Origin of the sequence: Kitasatospora sp. NPDC088346 (assembly GCF_044740765.1) — a bacterium.
Classification (GTDB): domain Bacteria; phylum Actinomycetota; class Actinomycetes; order Streptomycetales; family Streptomycetaceae; genus Kitasatospora.
The window spans coordinates 20446-38959 of record NZ_JBIURH010000013.1; the positions used below are offsets into that span (position 1 = coordinate 20446).

The 18514-nt window shown below is 72.2% G+C and carries 17 protein-coding genes; 6 read left to right on the top strand and 11 right to left on the bottom strand.

The window, feature by feature from the left end; translation table 11 throughout:
- The first annotated feature begins 37 nt into the window (after window positions 1-37).
- Together ACIOFR_RS19010 and ACIOFR_RS19015 are read left to right on the top strand one after the other, a co-directional pair.
- Window positions 38-766, top strand: coding sequence for a type 1 glutamine amidotransferase (locus tag ACIOFR_RS19010; protein ID WP_371494738.1), 729 nt, complete (start codon window positions 38-40; stop codon window positions 764-766).
- A gap of 387 nt (window positions 767-1153) precedes the next feature.
- Entirely contained in the window at window positions 1154-2179 is a 1026-nt protein-coding gene (locus tag ACIOFR_RS19015) for a 6-phosphofructokinase (protein ID WP_400998523.1), read from the top strand.
- Between the two features lie 115 nt (window positions 2180-2294).
- Here ACIOFR_RS19015 and ACIOFR_RS19020 read toward each other — a convergent pair whose 3' ends face one another.
- From ACIOFR_RS19020 to mgrA, 4 genes are all read right to left on the bottom strand, one after another.
- Window positions 2295-3848: a M20/M25/M40 family metallo-hydrolase gene (locus tag ACIOFR_RS19020; protein ID WP_400998526.1), complete on the bottom strand. Its 1554-nt coding sequence runs from the start codon at window positions 3846-3848 to the stop codon at window positions 2295-2297.
- 629 nt (window positions 3849-4477) lie between these two features.
- Window positions 4478-5038 (bottom strand): DoxX family protein, encoded by a 561-nt coding sequence (locus ACIOFR_RS19025; RefSeq protein WP_400998529.1) that lies wholly within the window; start codon window positions 5036-5038, stop codon window positions 4478-4480.
- A 212-nt stretch (window positions 5039-5250) separates the two neighbouring features.
- Window positions 5251-6087: an undecaprenyl-diphosphate phosphatase gene (locus ACIOFR_RS19030; protein WP_400998532.1), complete on the bottom strand. Its 837-nt coding sequence runs from the start codon at window positions 6085-6087 to the stop codon at window positions 5251-5253.
- Window positions 6088-6280: 193 nt separating this feature from the next.
- Window positions 6281-7321 carry an L-glyceraldehyde 3-phosphate reductase gene (gene mgrA / locus ACIOFR_RS19035; RefSeq protein ID WP_400998535.1) on the bottom strand — a complete coding sequence of 347 codons (1041 nt, stop codon included), beginning with the start codon at window positions 7319-7321 and terminating at the stop codon, window positions 6281-6283.
- A gap of 365 nt (window positions 7322-7686) precedes the next feature.
- Between mgrA and ACIOFR_RS19040 the strand changes: the two genes are divergently transcribed.
- Complete coding sequence (locus tag ACIOFR_RS19040) at window positions 7687-8649, top strand: cytochrome c oxidase assembly protein (protein WP_400998881.1); 963 nt, start codon at window positions 7687-7689, stop codon at window positions 8647-8649.
- A gap of 252 nt (window positions 8650-8901) precedes the next feature.
- On the opposite strand, the gene ACIOFR_RS19045 is transcribed toward ACIOFR_RS19040, so the two are convergent.
- From ACIOFR_RS19045 to ACIOFR_RS19075, 7 genes are all read right to left on the bottom strand, one after another.
- Window positions 8902-9642 carry an urease accessory protein UreD gene (locus ACIOFR_RS19045; RefSeq protein ID WP_400998538.1) on the bottom strand — a complete coding sequence of 247 codons (741 nt, stop codon included), beginning with the start codon at window positions 9640-9642 and terminating at the stop codon, window positions 8902-8904.
- Complete coding sequence (ureG, locus tag ACIOFR_RS19050; RefSeq protein WP_400998541.1) at window positions 9626-10327, bottom strand: urease accessory protein UreG; 702 nt, start codon at window positions 10325-10327, stop codon at window positions 9626-9628. The genes ACIOFR_RS19045 and ureG overlap by 17 nt, the downstream gene beginning before the upstream one ends.
- Window positions 10317-10967 carry an urease accessory protein UreF gene (locus ACIOFR_RS19055; protein WP_400998544.1) on the bottom strand — a complete coding sequence of 217 codons (651 nt, stop codon included), beginning with the start codon at window positions 10965-10967 and terminating at the stop codon, window positions 10317-10319. The genes ureG and ACIOFR_RS19055 overlap by 11 nt, the downstream gene beginning before the upstream one ends.
- Window positions 10968-12707, bottom strand: a complete 1740-nt coding sequence (locus ACIOFR_RS19060; RefSeq protein ID WP_400998546.1) for an urease subunit alpha — start codon at window positions 12705-12707, stop codon at window positions 10968-10970.
- The gene (locus ACIOFR_RS19065; RefSeq protein WP_400998549.1) at window positions 12700-13011 is read right to left on the bottom strand and encodes an urease subunit beta; all 312 of its coding nucleotides are present in this window, start codon (window positions 13009-13011) and stop codon (window positions 12700-12702) included. The genes ACIOFR_RS19060 and ACIOFR_RS19065 overlap by 8 nt, the downstream gene beginning before the upstream one ends.
- Window positions 13008-13310 carry an urease subunit gamma gene (locus ACIOFR_RS19070; RefSeq protein ID WP_400998552.1) on the bottom strand — a complete coding sequence of 101 codons (303 nt, stop codon included), beginning with the start codon at window positions 13308-13310 and terminating at the stop codon, window positions 13008-13010. The genes ACIOFR_RS19065 and ACIOFR_RS19070 overlap by 4 nt, the downstream gene beginning before the upstream one ends.
- Before the next feature lie 265 nt (window positions 13311-13575).
- A complete protein-coding gene (locus ACIOFR_RS19075; protein WP_400998554.1) occupies window positions 13576-14352 on the bottom strand; it encodes a TetR/AcrR family transcriptional regulator C-terminal domain-containing protein in 777 nt (258 codons plus the stop codon).
- Between ACIOFR_RS19075 and ACIOFR_RS19080 the strand changes: the two genes are divergently transcribed.
- From ACIOFR_RS19080 to ACIOFR_RS19090, 3 genes are all read left to right on the top strand, one after another.
- Window positions 14329-15540, top strand: coding sequence for a HEAT repeat domain-containing protein (locus ACIOFR_RS19080; RefSeq protein WP_400998557.1), 1212 nt, complete (start codon window positions 14329-14331; stop codon window positions 15538-15540). The two genes, ACIOFR_RS19075 and ACIOFR_RS19080, sit on opposite strands and share 24 nt — an antisense overlap.
- A gap of 564 nt (window positions 15541-16104) precedes the next feature.
- On the top strand, window positions 16105-17265 hold the full coding sequence (locus tag ACIOFR_RS19085; RefSeq protein ID WP_400998560.1) for a hypothetical protein: 1161 nt from the start codon (window positions 16105-16107) through the stop codon (window positions 17263-17265).
- 13 nt (window positions 17266-17278) lie between these two features.
- Window positions 17279-18499, top strand: coding sequence for a hypothetical protein (locus ACIOFR_RS19090; protein ID WP_400998563.1), 1221 nt, complete (start codon window positions 17279-17281; stop codon window positions 18497-18499).
- Window positions 18500-18514: the final 15 nt, after the last annotated feature.

Below are 18514 nucleotides of genomic sequence, written 5' to 3' on the forward strand. Positions count from 1 at the left end.
GCAGTACGGGTCGCAGCAGCAGGGAAGGCCTTCCAGGATGAGCGAGAGCAGCCTGCGGGTGGTCTGGGTCTACCCCGACCTCCTGAGCACCTACGGCGACCGCGGCAACGCGCTGGTCGTCGAGCGCCGGGCCCGCCAGCGCGGGCTCGGGGTGACCCGGATCGACGTCCGCTCCGACCAGGCGGTCCCCACCAGCGGGGACATCTACCTGATCGGCGGCGGCGAGGACCGCCCGCAGCGGCTCGCCGCCGAGCGACTGCGCAACGACGGCGGTCTGCAGCGCGCCGCCGAGAACGGCGCGATCATCTTCTCGGTCTGCGCCGGCTACCAGATCCTCGGCCGCGAGTTCATCAACGACCTCGGCGAGCGCGAGCCCGGCCTGGACCTGCTCGACGTCTGGACCACCCGCGGCGAGGGCGCCCGCTGCGTCGGCGACGTGCTGGCGAGCGTCGACCCGCAGCTCGGCCTGCCGCAGCTGACCGGCTTCGAGAACCACCAGGGCATCACCCACCTCGGCCAGGGCGTCAAGCCGTTCGCCTCGGTCCAGGTCGGCCGCGGCAACGGCACCGGCGACGGCACCGAGGGCGCCTGGCGGGACACCGTCTTCGGCACCTACCTGCACGGCCCGGTGCTGGCCCGCAACCCCGCCGTCGCGGACATGCTGATCAAGCTGGCGCTGGACGTGAACGCCCTCCCGCCGGCCGACACCACCTGGTACGACGCGCTGCGGGCCGAGCGGATCGCCGCCACCAGCCGCCCCGCGTGACACCGGGCCGCACCCCGTCCCGGGTCCCGGCAGCCGGCCGGGACACCGGGCCACCGCGGCCCCCGCTCCCCCGCCGCGCCACCGCGGAAAGACCAGCATCCGGTCGACCCGTGCTCTAGTGGCCGTCGGCATAACAGAATAGGAAGCGCTGGACGCACACCCTCCTCGGCGTCCAGCCGCAGTTGCGCGCGGAGGCGTCGACGATGCCGCTCCCGCGCCGGTGCCTGCTCGGCCGGACGCAGGAACCGTATGCTGTGCATCATGGTCGGTTTCGGGCTTGATGTCCGAAATCGACCGACCGCGGTGGCGACACCGAGGTGGTCGTCCGGCCGTCCGGTACTCCCCCCAGCCCGACGGCTGGGGGTGCCCCCAGGGGAGTTGCAAAGAATGCGTATTGGTGTCCTGACCAGCGGCGGTGACTGCCCCGGCCTGAACGCCGTGATCCGTTCCGTGGTCCACCGGGGGGTGGTCGACCACGGCGACGAGATCATCGGGTTCCAGGACGGCTGGCGCGGCCTCCTCGAAGGTGTCCACCGGCCGCTGACCCTCGACTCGGTGAGCGGCATCCTCGCCCAGGGCGGCACGATCCTGGGCTCCTCGCGGGTCCAGCCGAGCCACCTGCGCGACGGCGTCGAGCGGGCCAAGAAGCACTGCCATGACCTCGGCATCGACGCGGTCATCCCGATCGGCGGCGAGGGCACCCTCAAGGCCGCCAAGCTGATGAGCGACGGCGGACTGCCGGTCGTCGGCGTGCCGAAGACCATCGACAACGACATCGCGTGCACCGACGTCACCTTCGGCTTCGACACGGCCGTCTCGGTGGCCACCGACGCGCTGGACCGCCTGAAGACCACCGCCGAGTCCCACCAGCGGGTCATGGTCGTCGAGGTGATGGGCCGGCACACCGGCTGGATCGCGCTCAACGCGGGCATGGCCGCCGGCGCCCACGCGATCGTGGTGCCCGAGCGCCCGTTCCACATCGACAAGCTCACCGAGGTCGTCCGCGAGCGCTTCGAACGCGGCAAGAAGTTCGCCATCGTGGTGTGCGCCGAGGGCGCCAAGCCCGAGCCCGGCACCATGCACTGGGAGGAGGGCACCCGGGACATCTACGGCCACGAGCGGTTCACCGGCATCGCCACCCAGCTCTCCGGCGAGCTGGAGCACCGCCTCGGCAAGGAGGCCCGCCCGGTGATCCTCGGCCACACCCAGCGCGGCGGCACCCCCACCGCGTACGACCGGGTGCTGGCCACCCGCTTCGGCTGGCACGCGGTGGAGGCCGCCCACAAGGGCGCCTTCGGGCACATCACGGCGCTGCAGGGCACCGAGATCAAGCTCGTCCCGCTGGGCGAGGCCGTGGCCGAGCTGAAGACCGTGCCCACCGAGCGCTACGTCGAGGCCGAGACCGTCATCTGACCCGGTCGGCACCGACAGGACGGGCCCCCGACCGCCCCGGCGGCCGGGGGCCCGTTCTCGCGCTCGTTCCTCGGCCGAACGCCCGGGTGCCCGTGTGTGCGAGTGCCCGAGCGGGCTACTCGGTGGCCTCCTGGTGCCCGTCGTGCAGGCCACCGCCGCTGCCCGGCTGACCGGTGGTGTCCTCGGGCGCGACCGGCGCCGACAGCGAGGAGAGGTCCCAGGCGTAGGTGCCGACGGAGTCCGCGATCACGTCGATGTTGACGTCGAAGACCTTGAGGTCGAGGTTCTTCAGGGTGTCGCAGGCCTGGTGGTAGCACGGGTCGTAGGCCACCCCGGCCCGGCCGCCGTACCGGGCCGCCTGGGCCTCGGACTTGATGCCCTCCGCGCCGGTGAAGGTGCCGCCGGCCGGGATCCCGGCCGTGATGAACGGGCCGTAGTCGGACCGGCCGTTGAAGTCGGTGCCCTCGTGGGCCAGTCCGCGGCGGTCCAGGTACCCGTTGATCCGGCGCTCCAGCTGGGCGGAGCCCTCCGGGCCCGGGCCGGAACCGACGTGGTCGGAGTCGTCGCCGTCGTAGACGAAGCGCACCGGGTTCGGCGAGGCGATCATGTCGAAGTTGAGGTAGAGCCTGATCTTCTTGCGCTCCTCCTCGGACAGCGACGCCACGTACTTCTCGGAACCCACCAGGCCGAACTCCTCGGCCGACCACCAGGCGAACCGCACCTTGTTCTTCACCTGGTGCCCCGCCAGCTCCTCGGCCACCTCCAGGATGCCCGCCGAGCCGGAGCCGTTGTCGTTGATGCCGGGGCCGGCCAGCACGGAGTCGAGGTGGGCGCCGACGAAGACGGTGTTGCGCTCGTCGCCGCCACGGGTCTCCGCGATGACGTTCCAGGTCCGCCGGGTCTCGTGGGAGGTGCGGATCTCCAGCGCCACGGTGACCGGCCCGGCCGCCGCCTTCGCGGCCAGCGCCTCGCCGCGGGCCTGGGTGATCCCGCCGGTCGGGATCCTCGCCGCCTCCGGGTCGCCCAGGGTGCCGTTCACGTCGCCGGCCGCGTTGTTGTAGACGAGGGCGCCGACCGCGCCCGCTGCCGCGGCGGTCGCCTGCTTGACCGCGAAGCTGCAGCCGCCCCGCTTGATCAGGGCGACCTTGCCGGCGAAGGCCCCGGCCGCGTAGTCGGTGTCCTCGCACCCGGTGGTGGCGTCCGGCGGGACCACCGCCAGCGGGGCCGTGACGCCGCCGACCGGGGTGGAGGCCGAGTACGTCATCGCGAGCACCGGCAGGTCCTCGGCCTCGGGCGTGACCACCTTCAGGGTCTGTGCCAGCGTCTGGGTGAAGACGTAGTCGAACTCGTGCTTGGACACCTTGAGTCCGGCCCGGCGGGCCCGGTCGGCGACGTACTCGGCCGACTGCCGGTGGCCCGGCGAGCCGGCGACCCGGGTGCCGCCGTTGCGGTCCGCGATCCGCTGGAGCGCCCTCAGCGTGCGGTAGGCGTCGTCGGCGCTGCTGTGCCGGACGAGGTCCCGGGCCAGCAGCTCGGCCCGCTTCGCGGCGGGGTCGTGGCGGCCGTACTCGTCGGCGGCGGAGGCCTGCCCGGCGCCCACCAGCAGCAGCGGTGCGGTCAGTGCGGCGGCAAGGGCGGCTGCGGCGGCGCGGCGGTTCCGTACGTTCAAGGCGTGTCCTTCCGGCGGTCCGTGACGGTGCGAGAGGTGACGCGAAGGCAGGGGAAGCGCTGGAGGGAAAATACCGGTAAAGGCATGGCATGGACATCCCCATCACCGGATTTCACACCATTGCCCGACGGCGGCTCCCCCCATCGGCGGCGCGCGGTCGGTCCGGGGCCGTGCGGAGCCGTACGGGGTGCCCGCCCGGGCCGTCCCGGGTGCGGGGCGAGCGCGCGACCGGCGCGGCGGGTCCGACCCCCGGGGCGGCGCTGCCCGGGATGAACGGGCGGAGATCCCCGCCCACGGCGTCCGGCTCGACGAGCGACCGCCGCCGGAGAACGCCTTCGCCGGCCGCCACGCACCACGCAGCCCACCAGACCTGCCTCACCCGTACCGCCGTCGGCCGCATCGTCGCGGCCACCGTCCGCAACGTCGACGACCACGCCGCGGCCGCACCGACGAGAGCACCCTCGTGCCGACTGTCGGATCGTCAACTTCGGTGCGGCTTGCCAGGGTTGGACCGCCGCCACCGGCCGCGGCACGGGCCGCGGCCGGCAGGACGGGCGCAGGTGTTCAGCGCTCAGGCGTTCAGGGCGCGGGTGTTCAGCGCTCAGCGCGCGGGCGCTGGGGCGCAGGCGTCACTTGCGCAGCAGCAGGACGACCCCGGCGGTCAGCAGGCCGGCCACGACGGCGGCCGCGCCGTACGCCAGGCGGTGCGCCCGCAGCACGGGCAGGTAGCGGTCCACGGCGTAGCCGCCGGGGCCGGTCAGGGCGAGGGCGACGGCACCGGCGGTGAGCAGCAGTTCGTACTCGCTGCCCTCGGGCGCGAAGAAGCCGCCGCCCCGGGTCACGGCGAGGGCGTTGACCATGACACCGACGATCGCGGCGGCGGCCAGCGGGGTGAACAGGCCGACGGCCAGGGCCAGTCCGCCGAGGATCTCGGACAGTCCCGCCACCACCGCCATGGCGTCGCCGGCCGGGTAGCCGCTCGCGGTGAAGAACTGGCCGGTGCCGTCGATGCCGCCGCCGCCGAACCAGCCGAACAGCTTCTGGCTGCCGTGCGCGGCCATGGTCAGGCCGAGCGCGAGGCGCAGCAGCAACAGGCCGGCGCCGTAGGCGTGCGGGGAGGCCCCGGCCGGGGCGGGGGCCTCCTGGGTGGCGGTGGTGGGGGCGGTCGTGCTCGGGCTCGTGCTCGGCATGCGCGTCTCCGACGTCGGGGAATGGGTCCGGGCCGGTCCTGTTGTTCAAATTTGAACCGACCCGGCTCGACCGTACCCCGAATGTTCGAATCTGAACAACTTGGCGGGGCAGCCGGACCGATGGCGGCCCGAGGGGCAGTCGCGGCGCAGCGCGAAGGCCGCCCTGCGCGGGGTGCGCGGGGCGGCCTTCGGGGTGGCGGCGTGGGGGGAGGTCAGGCGCTGATGACGTTCGCACCCAGGAGGCCGAAGAGCAGGAAGCCGATCACCAGGCGGTAGATCACGAAGGCGTTGAAGGAGTGCTTGGCGACGTACTTGAGCAGCCAGGCGATCGAGGCGTAGGCCACGACGAAGGAGACCAGGGTGCCGACGGCCAGCGGCACGATGCCGACGCCCCCGCCGGTCGCGTCCTTGAGCTCGTAGACGCCCGCGCCGGTCAGCGCGGGGATGGAGAGGAAGAAGGACAGCCGGGTGGCGGCCAGCCGGTCCAGGTCGCGGATCAGACCGGTGGACATGGTGGCGCCGGAGCGGGAGAAGCCGGGGAACAGCAGCGCGAGGATCTGCGAGGAGCCGACGATCATGGCGTCGGCGAGGGTGATCTCCGCCTCGCTGCGGCGGTGGCGTCCCATCTGGTCGGCCACCCACATCACGATGCTGCCGACGATCAGGGAGCCCGCGACCACCCACAGGGAGGCGAGCGGGCCGTCGATCAGGGGCTTGGCGGCCAGGCCGACGACCACGATCGGGATCGTGGCGTAGATCACCCACCAGGCGAACTTGTAGTCGTGGTTGGCGCGTTCCGCCGGGTTGACCAGCCCTCGGCCCCAGGCGGTGACGAAGCGGAGGATGTCCTTGAAGAAGTACAGCAGGACGGCGGCGATCGCGCCGACCTGGATGACGGCGGTGAAGCCGACCACCGCCTTGTCGTCGACGGGGATCCCCATCAGCCCTTCGGTGATCTTCAGGTGGCCGGTCGAGGAGATCGGGAGGAACTCCGTGACCCCTTCGACGATGCCGAGGATGACGGCCTGGCCGACACCGATTGCGCTCATTCTGCTGTGTCCTCGCGGTGGTCTGGACGGTCGGGAGTGCTGCGCGCCACGAACGGCATCGCAGAGCCGGCCGGTCGGCCACGCGAGCGTCTACAGGCTTGTAGATGCTAGGGGATGACGATGACCGCCCACACCGCAGGGTAGGGCACCGGGACGCGGCCTGGGGCGGCACCCGGTGCCCGGTGGCCCCCGGTCAGCCCTCGGTCGACCGGGCCCAGAGGTTGAGACCCGCGTCGGTCGCGTACCGGTCGATCTCGGCGAGCTCCTCGTCGTCGAGCGGAGCACCCCGCAGGGCGGCGACGTTGGCCTCCAGCTGGGCGACCGAGGACGCGCCGATCAGGGCGGAGGTCATCCGGGAGTCGCGCAGCAGCCAGGTCAGGGCGAGCTGGGCGAGGCTCTGGCCGCGGCGGGCGGCGATCCCGTTGAGCCCGTTGAGCTTGCCCAGGGTCTCCTCGGTGAGGGCGGCCGGGTCGAGCGACTTGCCCTGCGCGGCCCGGGAGCCGGCCGGGACGCCCTTGAGGTAGCGGTCGGTGAGGATGCCCTGCGCGAGCGGCGCGAAGCCGATGCAGCCCGCGCCCTCGTCGGCGAGCACGTCGAGCAGGCCGTCGTCCTCGATCCAGCGGTTGAGCATCGAGTACGACGGCTGGTGGATGAGCAGCGGGACACCGAGGTCGCGCAGGATCGCGGCGGCCTCCCGGGTCTTCTCCGCGTTGTAGGAGGAGATGCCGGCGTACAGGGCCTTGCCCTGCCGGACGGCGGAGGCCAGCGCCCCCATCGTCTCCTCCAGCGGGGTCTGCGGGTCGAAGCGGTGCGAGTAGAAGATGTCGACGTACTCCAGGCCCATCCGCCGCAGCGACTGGTCGAGGCTGGCCGTCAGGTACTTGCGCGAGCCCCACTCGCCGTACGGGCCGGGCCACATGTCGTAGCCCGCCTTGGTCGAGACGACCATCTCGTCGCGGTACGGGCGGAAGTCGGCCGCCAGGTGCCGGCCGAAGTTGGCCTCGGCGGAGCCGTACGGCGGGCCGTAGTTGTTGGCCAGGTCGAAGTGGGTGATGCCGAGGTCGAACGCGCGCCGCAGGATCGCCCGCTGCGAGTCGAGGGTGCGGTCGTCGCCGAAGTTGTGCCACAGGCCGAGCGAGATCTCCGGCAGCTGGAGGCCGCTGCGGCCGGTGCGGCGGTAGCGCATCGAGCCGTCGTAGCGTTCCTCTGCGGCCCGGTACGGGGCGGTGGTCATCAGGCCTCCAGGTGAGATTTGTTTCGAGCAAGAACAATATCGGACCCACGATTCCACCCCAGCCAGGGAGTCCACCACGAGCCCGGCGGCCCGCTCCACGGGACGCGCCGGTCCGAGCCCGACCTGCACTCCCGCCGGGCCCGACCAGAACTCCCGCCGAGCCCGACCGGGACGGCCCGCCGTGCCCGGGCCGGGGCCCGGACCAGCCGGAACCCGTCCGCTCCCGGGGGCGGCTACGGGCCCCGCGTAAGCCCCGCCTAGGCTGACCCCGAAGCAAAACGGACGAAACCGGACCCGGCGGGCCCGGCCCGGCCGACGCACCACGAGGAAAGCAGGACGCGCCGATGGGCGACGGCATGGCAGGCATGCACCACCACGGAGGGGGGACGCTCGGTCCGTTCACCCTCTCCTCCAGCCTCAGCTGGTCACCCGACTGGCCGTTCCTGATCGCCGGCCTGCTCGCGCTCGGCCTGTACCTGGCCGGCGCCGTCCGGCTGTGGCGCCGCGGCGACCGCTGGCCGATCGGCCGGGCGATCGCCTGGACCGCCGGCATCGGCACGATCCTGCTGGTGACCTGCACCGGCCTCAACGACTACGGCATGGTGCTGTTCAGCGCCCACATGATCCAGCACATGGTGCTGAGCATGCTGGCCCCCATCCTGCTGCTGCTCGGCGCCCCGATCACCCTGTCCCTGCGCGCCCTGCGGCCGGCCGGCCGGGGCAGCGGCCGGGGCCCGCGCGAGCTGCTGGTGCTCCTGCTGCACAGCCGGTACCTGCGGATCGTCTCGCACCCCGCCTTCACCATCCCGATGTTCATCGCCAGCCTGTACGCGCTGTACTTCAGCCCGCTGTTCGACTACCTGATGCAGTACCGGCTCGGGCACTTCGGCATGATGGGGCACTTCCTGGCGGTCGGCCTGCTGTTCTTCTGGCCGATCATGGGCGTGGACCCGGGCCCGCACCGGCCCGGCTTCGTGATGCGGATCATCGAGCTCTTCATGGGGATGCCGTTCCACGCGTTCTTCGGTGTCGCCGTGATGATGGCCACCCACCCGCTGGTCACCACCTTCAATACCGGGACCGCCCCGCCCGGCACCGACCTGCTGAACGACCAGAAGATCGCCGGCGGCATCACCTGGGCCTTCGGCGAGATCCCCACCGCGATCGTGCTGATCGCCCTCACCCTCCAGTGGGCCAAGTCCGAGGAACGGCAGGCCCGCCGCCGCGACCGCGCCGCCGACCGCGACGGGGACGCCGAGCTGGTCGCGTACAACGCCTACCTCGCCTCCCTCGACAAACGCGGCCGCCAGGCGACCGAGGCCGGCTGACCCGCACGACCCGTACGAGGCCCCGTCCACCGGACGGGGCCTTCGTCGTCCTCGTCGCAGGAGCGCACAGACGGCCGGGGCGGCGTACGAGACCGTGCCGTCGACGGCCGTCGGCGCGGCCTCGGTGTCGGTCTGCACCCGCCGGGTCGCCGGAGCGGACGGTACGGCGGCGTCGCGGGCGACCGCGGAGTAGGTGGACGCCTGCCGCGGCACCCGCACGAGTGACGACCGGAAGGTCAACATCGGTGATTTTCAGTGTTGTTGGCTGCACGCCAACAGTCGCCGCAGCGCCAGCGCGTCCGGGGCGATGGCGGTGAGCAGGGTGGCGTCCTCGCCGGGGAGGGCGAGCAGGGCGGCGTCGGCGTCCGGCGGGGGTGGCGGGGGTGCGGGGAGGCCGACGGTGAGCAGCTGGCCCGCGGTCGGGTGGCCGCCGAGGCAGGCGGGGCCGTCCCAGCCGGGGGCGCCGGGGCCGAGGTCGGTCTGCTGGTCGAGGACCGGCCGGCCGGCCCGGTGGACGGTGAGGCGGGAGGTGAGACGGCCGGGTGGGGCGCCGCGGGACCGGTCGTGGTGCCGGCCGAGCACCTGTTCCTCGCGGTACCGCAGCCGGGCGCCGGGGGCGAGGCTGATCCGGGTGGTGAGGTGCAGCGTGCTGCCGCTGGCGGCGACCACGGGTTCGGGCAGCCAGTCGAGCCGGGCGTCCTCGCCGACGGTGAGGTCGAGGGTGTAGTGAGCGGGTGCGCCGTCGCGGCCGGGGAGGCTGATGGTGGCGGCGGCGCTGGTGAGTTCGAGGGTGGCGCCGGGCCGGACGTCGATCCGCAGGGCGAGCCGGTCGCCGCCGAGCGGGGCGGCCATCGATCCGATCAGGGTGACCCGGTGGCCGCGGGTGCGGCGCAGGGCGATCGGCCCGGCGCCGGCCAGGACGGGCAGGGCGGTGCCGCCCCGCCCGTCGGGTTCGGCGACGATCCGGGCGGTCGCCTCAAGCGAGCTGGTCAACGGCGGTCCAGGCGTCGAGGCGGGCCCGGACCCAGGCGGCGATCGGCCGGATGCCGTCGGGGGCGGCGAGGGAGGTGAACAGGGTCGGCAGGTCGCCGCGCTGGGCGGCGGCGTCGCGGGCCATCACGTCGAGGTCGGCGCCGACCAGCGGGGCGAGGTCGGTCTTGTTGACGACCAGCAGGTCGGAGGTGGAGACGCCGGGTCCGCCCTTGCGGGGGATCTTGTCGCCGCCGGAGACGTCGATGACGAAGATCTGGTGGTCCACCAGGCCCCGGCTGAAGGTGGCGGTGAGGTTGTCGCCGCCGGACTCGACCAGGATGAGGTCGAGCGGGCCGAGGGCCTCCTCCAGTTCCTCGACGGCCTCCAGGTTGGCGGAGATGTCGTCCCGGATGGCGGTGTGCGGGCAGCAGCCGGTCTCCACGGCGATGATCCGCTCGGGCGGCAGGACGGCGTGCCGCAGCAGGAACTCGGCGTCCTCGGTGGTGTAGATGTCGTTGGTGACGACGCCGAGCGCGAGCTCGTCGCGCAGGGCCCGGCAGAGTGCGGCGACGGTGGCGGTCTTGCCGGAGCCGACCGGCCCGCCGAGGCCGATCCGCAGGGCCCGCCGGCGCGGGTGGCCGGTGCGGTGGTCGGTGTAACCGTGGTGGGCGGGGGCGTCGTGGGGGTCGACGTGGTCACGATGCAAAGAGGCGGACCTTCCAGGAGGCGTGCTGCTCGGCGTGGACGTCGAGCAGGGGGGCTGAGGCGGCCGGCAGGTCACCCGCGGCGGCGGCCCGGACGGCCCGCGCGGCGACGTCGTCCAGCTGCGGGCCGAGCCGTGCGAGGGCGGCCGCGACGCCGTACGGGTCGAGGCCGAGCAGCCGGACGCAGGCGGTGGCCGGCCCGTTGACGCTCTCGTACGCGGCGAGGGCGGCGGCCTGCGCGGGGGTCAGGCCGGCGGCGTGGGCGGTGAGGCCGAGGGCGACGGGCTGGTGGGCACCGCGCGGGTACCGGGCGTGCAGGTCGTCGAGGGCCGGGTGCGGCCAGACGGCCCGGGCGGCCCGCAGGAGCTGGCGGCCGAGGCGGCGGCTGGTGGCCCGTTGCGCGGATGAGGGCGTGCGGGCGTCGGCGGCGGCGTCCAGCTCGGCCGGGTCGTCGCCCTGGGCGGCCGCGGCGGCGAGGGCCGCCGTGACCAGACCGGTGGTGTGCAGCCGCCCGGTGAGGAAGGCCGTCATGCTCTCGGTGTCGTGGATCCGGCCGGCCTTGACGGCGGCCTCGGCGCCACCGGAGTGGGCGTGGCCGCCGGCCGGGAAGCGCCCGTCGGCGAGCAGCAGGAACGCGGACATCTAGAAGAGGAAGTACCGCTGCGCGAGCGGCAGTTCGGTGGCCGGGGCGGGGACGACGGTCTCGCCGTCGATGGTGACGGTGAAGGTGTCGGGGTCGACCCGGACGTCCGGGCGGGCGGTGTTGTTGACCATGTGGTCCTTGGTGACGCCGCGGGTGCTGGTGATCGGCCGGAAGGCCTTGCCGAGGCCGAGCCGGTCGGGCAGGCCGTCCTCGATCGCGGCGGGGGCGGTGAAGTTGAAGGAGTTGCGGGCCGGTGCGCGGCCCGTCGCGCCGAACATCGGCCGCGGCAGCACGGGTTGGGGGGTGGGGATGGAGGCGTTGGCGTCGCCCATCTGGGCCCAGGCGATCTGGCCGCCCTTGAGGACGAGGTCGGGTTTGACCCCGAAGAAGGCGGGTGACCAGAGCACCAGGTCGGCGAGCCGGCCCGGTTCGACCGAGCCGATCTCGTGGCCCAGGCCCTGGGCCACCGCGGGGTTGACGGTGTACTTGGCGACGTAGCGCCGGGCCCGGAGGTTGTCCGCCCGGCCGTCGCCCGGCAGCGCACCGCGGCGCCGCTTCATCACGTGGGCGGTCTGCCAGGTCCGCATGACCACCTCGCCGATCCGGCCCATCGCCTGCGAGTCGGAGCTGATGACGGAGATCGCGCCCAGGTCGTGCAGGATGTCCTCGGCCGCGATGGTGGACGGGCGGATCCGGGACTCGGCGAAGGCCAGGTCCTCGGGGACGTGCGGGCTGAGGTGGTGGCAGACCATCAGCATGTCGAGGTGCTCGTCGACGGTGTTGACGGTGTGCGGCCGGGTCGGGTTGGTGGAGCTGGGCAGCACGTTGAGCTGCGAGACGACGGTGATGATGTCGGGTGCGTGGCCGCCGCCCGCGCCCTCGGTGTGGTAGGCGTGGATGCCGCGCCCGGCGATCGCGGCCAGGGTGTCGGCGACGAAGCCGGCCTCGTTCAGGGTGTCGGTGTGGATGGCGAGTTGGGCGCCGCTCTCCTCGCAGACCCGCAGGCAGGCGTCGATCGCGGCGGGGGTTGCGCCCCAGTCCTCGTGGATCTTGAATCCGAGCGCTCCGCCGCGCAACTGGTCGTGCATGGCGGCGGTGTTGACGGTGTTGCCGCGGCCCAGCAGGCCGACGTTGACCGGCAGGTCGTCCATCGCGGCGAACATCCGGGCCAGGTGCCAGCTGCCCGGGGTGACGGTGGTGGCCTTGGAGCCCTCCGCCGGGCCGGTGCCGCCGCCGATCAGGGTGGTGATGCCGGAGGCGAGCGCCTCGTCGGCCAGTTGGGGGCAGATGAAGTGGACGTGGGCGTCGATCGCGCCGGCGGTGAGGATCCGGCCGTTGCCGGAGATCACCTCGGTCTCCGGGCCGATCACCAGCTCGGGGTGGACGCCGTCCATGGTCTCCGGGTTGCCGGCCTTGCCGAGCGCCGTGATCCGGCCGTCCCGGATGCCGACGTCGGCCTTGACCACGCCCCAGTGGTCGAGCACCACCGCGCCGGTGATCACGGTGTCGGGGGCGCCGTCGGCCCGGCCCGCCCGGGACTGGCCCATCGACTCGCGGATCACCTTGCCGCCGCCGAACACCGCCTCGTCGCCGCCGGCGCTGCGGTCCTCCTCCACCTCGATGAACAGGTCGGTGTCGGCCAGCCGGATCCGGTCGCCGGTGGTGGGCCCGTACAGGTCGGCGTAGCGCTCGCGGGTGAGGTGCAGGGCCGCGCGGGGCGGCGTGGGACGGTCAGCCATCGAGCGCTCCCCCGACCTCGCCGCGCAGCCCGTACACCTCGCGGCGGCCGCCGATCGGGACCAGTTCGACCTCGACCGGGATGCCGGGCTCGAAGCGGACGGCGGTGCCGGCCGGGACGTTGAGCCGCAGGCCGAACGCGGCCCGGCGGTCGAACTCCAGGCCGGGGTTGGCCTCGGCGAAGTGGTAGTGCGAGCCGACCTGCACGGGCCGGTCGGCGGCGTTGACGGCGGTCAGCCGGGTGACCGGGCGGCCGACGTTGAGGGCGACCTCGCCCTCCCCGTACAGGAGCTCGCCGGGCGTCACAGGATCGGCCCGTGGACGGTGACCAGCTTGGTGCCGTCCGGGAAGGTGGCCTCCACCTGGACGTCGGGGATCATCTCGGGGATGCCCTCCATCACGTCCTCGCGGCGCAGCACGGTCCGGCCGGACTCCATCAGCTCCGCGACGGTACGGCCGTCGCGGGCGCCCTCCAGCACGTGCGAGGTGATCAGGGCGACCGCCTCGGGGTGGTTCAGGCGCAGGCCACGGGCCTGGCGGCCGCGGGCCACGTCGGCGGCCACGTGGATGAGCAGGCGTTCCTGCTCATGCGGGGTGAGCTTCATCTGCGGACCTCGGGTGGGAAGTCAGATGGTGCGGACACGGCGTTGTGCCCCGGGAGGCCTCGGGTGCGCAGCAGCGGCCGGGTGGGCGGCGGCACCCGGGCGGCACCGCTTGGCGGGACCGCCCCCGGGCCTGCACAACGGGAGGGTGGATCTCGCGGTTACGGTAGCCGACGGACTTCCGTGCCCCAGGGGCGGAGCGGCTCACCGGCGGGGAATTTACCCAGAATTGCCACGGGCCGGTGCGGCGCGTCGGAGAACGAAACATTCAGGCCGCCGGCGGCGCGGCCCGGACGATCGCCGCCTCGATCCCGTCGAGCAGGACGGCCAGGCCGGCCGTGAAGGTCGCCCGGGCCTCGCGCTCCTGGTACGGCACGTCGTCATCCGGGTCGAAGGCTGCCGTGCGGTCCTGCTCCAGGGCGGCGAGCAGCGGGAAGCGCTCGGTGAAGTCCGGGGCGACCTCGGCGAGCAGCGAGGCCCGGCCGAACCACCACTCGTCGTCGCCGACCCCGGTCGCGGCGGCGGCCTGCCGGGCCTCGGTGGCCGTCCGCACGCAGCCACGGACGTAACCGACCAGCGCGCCGACGATCCGGCGCAGCACACCGCCCGGCAGGCCGGTGCCGCGCAGGGCCCCGATCAGGGCCTCCATCGCCCGGTACTCGTTGGGGCCGAGCACCGGGCGGGCCTGGGAGACCTGGAGGACCCAGGGGTGGCGCAGGTGGAACTCCCAGTTGTCGTCGGCCCAGGCGGTGACGGCGGCGCGCCAGCCGGCCTCCTTCGGGTACCCGGCGGGCAGTTCGGCGAGCACCCGGTCGTACATCAGGTCGACGAGTTCGCTCTTGCCCGGCACGTAGGTGTAGAGCGCCGTGGCGGTGCGGCCGAGCCGCTCTCCGACGGCGCGCATCGACAGGGCCGGCATGCCGTCGGCGTCCGCCACGGCCACGGCGGCGTCGACGACCGCGTCCACCGTGAGCCCCGGGCGGGGACCCGGCCCCGGACGGCGGGCGGTGGTGGACGGGGCGTGCCCGCCCCAGAGCAGGTCCATCGAGCGGCGGGCGTCGCCCTGGTCCGCGTCACCGCCGCCGAGCGGATCACCCCGCGCATGCTGCGCGTCACCTTCGGCGGCCTCGGCCCGGACGCCCTGCCCGGCCACTGGCCCGACCAGCAGGTCAAACTCTGCTTCCCCCGCCCCGGACAGGCCGAGCCCCGACTGCCCGCCGCCGACCCGGACGGCGACGTGCTGCGCTGGTACCAGGCCTTCCTGGCCATCCCCGAGGACGAACGCCCCTGGATGCGCGGCTTCACCGTCCGCGCGCGCCGCCCGGCCCGCGGCGAGATCGACGTCGACTTCGTACTGCACGGCGACGACGACCCCGCCGCCCGCACGGTGGGCTGCCGGCTGCTGCGGCGGGCGGGCAACCGGCACGCGGAGGTCCGGGCCGGGGCCGCCACCGGGCTGCTCGCCCTCTTCCCCGCGGAGCGCGACCGGACGGTACGGGACCTCGCGGTCCACGCGCTCGCCGCGACCCAGGACGAACGGGCGGTACCGCTCCTGGTCGCCCTCGCCGAGGATCCCGACCCCGGAATCCGCCAGGCCGTGGCCGAGTCCCTCGCCCACGTGGCGCCCGACCTGCCGAACGAGCCGGAGGTGGCCGCCCTGATCCGGCTCACCACCGACCCCGAGCCCGAGGTGCGCAACTGGGCCGCCTTCGCGCTGGGATTCCAACTGCCCGTCGACACGCCGGCCGTACGGGCGGCGCTCTGGGCCCGGACCACCGACGACCACCCCGAAGCCCGCGGCGAGGGCATCCGCGGCCTGGCCGTCCGGCACGACCCCCGCGCCGTCCCGCTCCTCGCCGACCTGCTGGAGTGGTCCGAGGGCGACCCGCTCTCGCTGCGCGCCGCCGCCGTCCTCGGCGCGCCCGCACTGCTCCCCCGGCTACGGGCCCTCGACCCCCGCACGCCCGGACTCGACGAAGCCCTGGCCGCCTGCGACCCGGTAGCCCGACGCCACCTCGACGACCGGGCCTGGGCCCTCCTGGAGGACGTCCAGCGACGACTCCCCGAGGCCACCGCCGCACTCTCCGCCGAACGCTTCGAACCCGGCCTCGACCTGACCGTCACCACCGCCGACGGGCCCCTGCACTGGTCGGTCGGCCCCCTCCTCGCCCGGGCCGACGGGAGCCTCGCGCGGGCGGTGGAGCTGGTGCTGACGGACATCGCGACAGAGTGAGCGACCGTCTTCGCACGGGTCTGCGCCCGAACGGCCCGGAGTCCTGACCGGACGTCAGAGGTCGGTCACCGACCGGCCGAGAAGTCATCGCGTCCCCCACGGTGAACCCCACCGTCCGACCCGACCCTGTCCGACGTGGTCGCCAAGCTCAGCCGGGTGATCATCGCTGCCCCGATGACGCCCAACGGCCCGGGCCGCAGCCGGCACAGCCTGATCACCCAAACCTGCCAGGACGTCCAGGCCGAGCCTCACCCACCCGGCCCAGGTCTTCCTGCCCGCATTCCGTACGTATGCGATCGTTACCACTAGAAGCGTCGGTGCGAACACAGTCGCGCGTCTATTTTCGGCACCCGGCCGCTTCCTGGCCACTGCTGTGGCGGCCAGGACGCCCGGCCGGGGCCGCTCTGTTCATTCTTCGCCCTCAAGGGGCGAGTATGTCGCGGCAGTTCAGGTCGGTACCAATTCTGATCTCGGCCACAGCCGACCTGACTCGTTTTCGTCCACACGGTGGGCACAGCACACGGCGCACCAGCGGTGCCACGGCACCCCGAGAGGAAGACACTCATGTCCTTTGTCGACGTTCAGAACCAGCTGTACAACGCGATGTGCGATGGGCTGCAGCAATCGCCCGACCGCTTCCAGATTCTCCAGCCGGCCCCTCCCCTCTCCAAGGGCGAGGGAGACACACCGCTGTGGACCCTGTTCAACAACATCCCTCCCCTGTCGCTGAATCAGAACTACGTTGCCAGCGGCGGAAACCAGCTTTTCTCCGACTTCAGCGCGCTGATGGGCGCACTGAAGCCGGCGAGCTCCATCGACGTCAAGAAGGACATCGGCGAGGACAACTTCATCGCTTTCACCGCCTACCTGGGGGGACTCAAGCCGACGCCCCCGGTGGCCAAGTACTCGGAGATCTTCTTCTCGTGGGCGATGCAGTATGCGCCCGATGTCGCCCAGATCGGGGCGGCGGACTACGCCGCGATCGTCCTCGATCCCATCCTCTCCGCCCAGTTCTCGCTGCTGACCTACAAGGCCGGCAAGCTTCAGCCGGACTGGGCTCGGGGCTACAAGGACATGGTGAGAGAGCTCGCAGACGCACCCACCCGCACCTTCAAGGTGGACAGCTCGACCACGAGTTCGAACGTGTCGCACACCTGGGCCTCCGGGCAGCACTCCGGTCTTTTCGGCCTGTGGGAGGGCAGCTCGACCGACGATCAGGTGAGCCAGCAGTTCGCGAGCAGCTCGTTCAGGGTCGAAGCATCGTTCGAGCACCTGCTCCTCTTCCAGACCAACGCCGGCGCGTGGTACGAATCCGCCGCGCTCGGTCTGGCCTATCACAACCAGGGGGACCCGCCGTGGCGCACGGGTAGCGCGATCACCTGGGAGAACACGTTCGGCATCCAGGGCAACATGCAGCGCTTCGCGATCAACCTGCTGGTGGCCGACACCATGAATATCGTGGTGAAGGCGAACACCACGTACAGCGAGCTGCAGCAGCAGACCATCATCGAGAACAAGAAGAACGGGCTGTGGCCGTTCTACACCTCCTCCAGCACCTCCGGCATGGAGTCGAAGGTGGAGTTCGACGACACCGGCGCGATCATGATCACCACCACATCGGCTCCCACCGTTCCCGTGGTGATCGGGGTCAATGTCCTGCCGATCAGTTCCTTCGTCGGCTTCGCCGTGTCAGCGCTCGAGAAGCGAGCCATGTACCAGGCATGACTCCAGTAACCAGGTGGACCTGTCGGCCGGTGATCAGCTGACCACCGGCCGACAGGCCTGTCCGGCCCCGAACAGCGAGCCTCGAAGAAAGGACAGCACCATGCCAGTGGTGCCGCCGCCACCACCGAATCCCATGACCGGGCTCCAAAATCGCTGGTACAACACCATACTGAAGGGCCTGGCCGCCGATAGGTCGACTGCCCAGCTTCTCCAACCCGCACCACTGCTCGAACTCTCCGACGCGCTGTGGGCGTACGAGAACACGGTCCCGCCCGCATCCCTCACCTACAACTGGCAGATCGTGGACTGCGCTTCCTTCTTCGGCGAGTACACGTCCGTGATCGAAGTGCTGTCCAGGCAGAGTACCTTCGAAGAGGACATCGGCCCGGACGTCTACAAGGAATGGATCGCCTATCTCAACACGGTGATCCCGCCGCCGACCGACGATGAACTGCCCGATCTGTTCCAGCAGTGGGCCATGCAGCACCACCCTGACGTAGCAAGCATCGGCGCCTCGGACCTGACGAGCATCGCACAGCTGATCGATCTGCAGAAGCTGCTCCGCACCTACCAAGGGCCCCCTGCGATGCCTGCCCAATACATGGGCGGCATCAAAGAACTACAGGCCAGGCTCGCCGGGTCGCAACCCGTCAATCTCTCGTTCAGCAGCACAACGGCGGCCTCCGACGTCTCCGACACCTGGGCAAGAGGCGTGAACACGCACCTCTCCGGATTGTGGACGGGCGCCCAGTGCTTCGACGCCACCACCGTCAAGTTCGCCACGAGTGCGGTGACCGCCAGTGTCTCCCTGAGCGAGTACACGGCATGGACGGCCATTCCTGACGGTAATTGGTACGACTCGGGCCTGCTTCATTCCGCCTACACGAATCACGTCGGTCCGCCATGGGTGCAGAACTGTCACCCGAACTGGCACGACATGTTCGCCGCAGGGAGTGGGCGGCTCCTGCGAGCGGTTGCGTCCCTGCTGGTGGCAGACAACGTCACCTGCAATGTCACCTCGGACGCCGTCTTCTCCGCCGACGACCAGCAGGCGCTGAAGGCCAAGGCGGCGGCCGGCGTGTGGCCGTTCTTCGTACCTACGGGTGACGGCGTCACCAACAACGTCGGCTTCGACGGGCAGGGAAAGCTCACACTCGAGACCAACACCCCCAAGGGCAGACCGTTGGTCATCGGCGCGACCGTGCTCGACATCGCCAGATACCTCGGACAGTGAGGGGGCTGCTCGGCG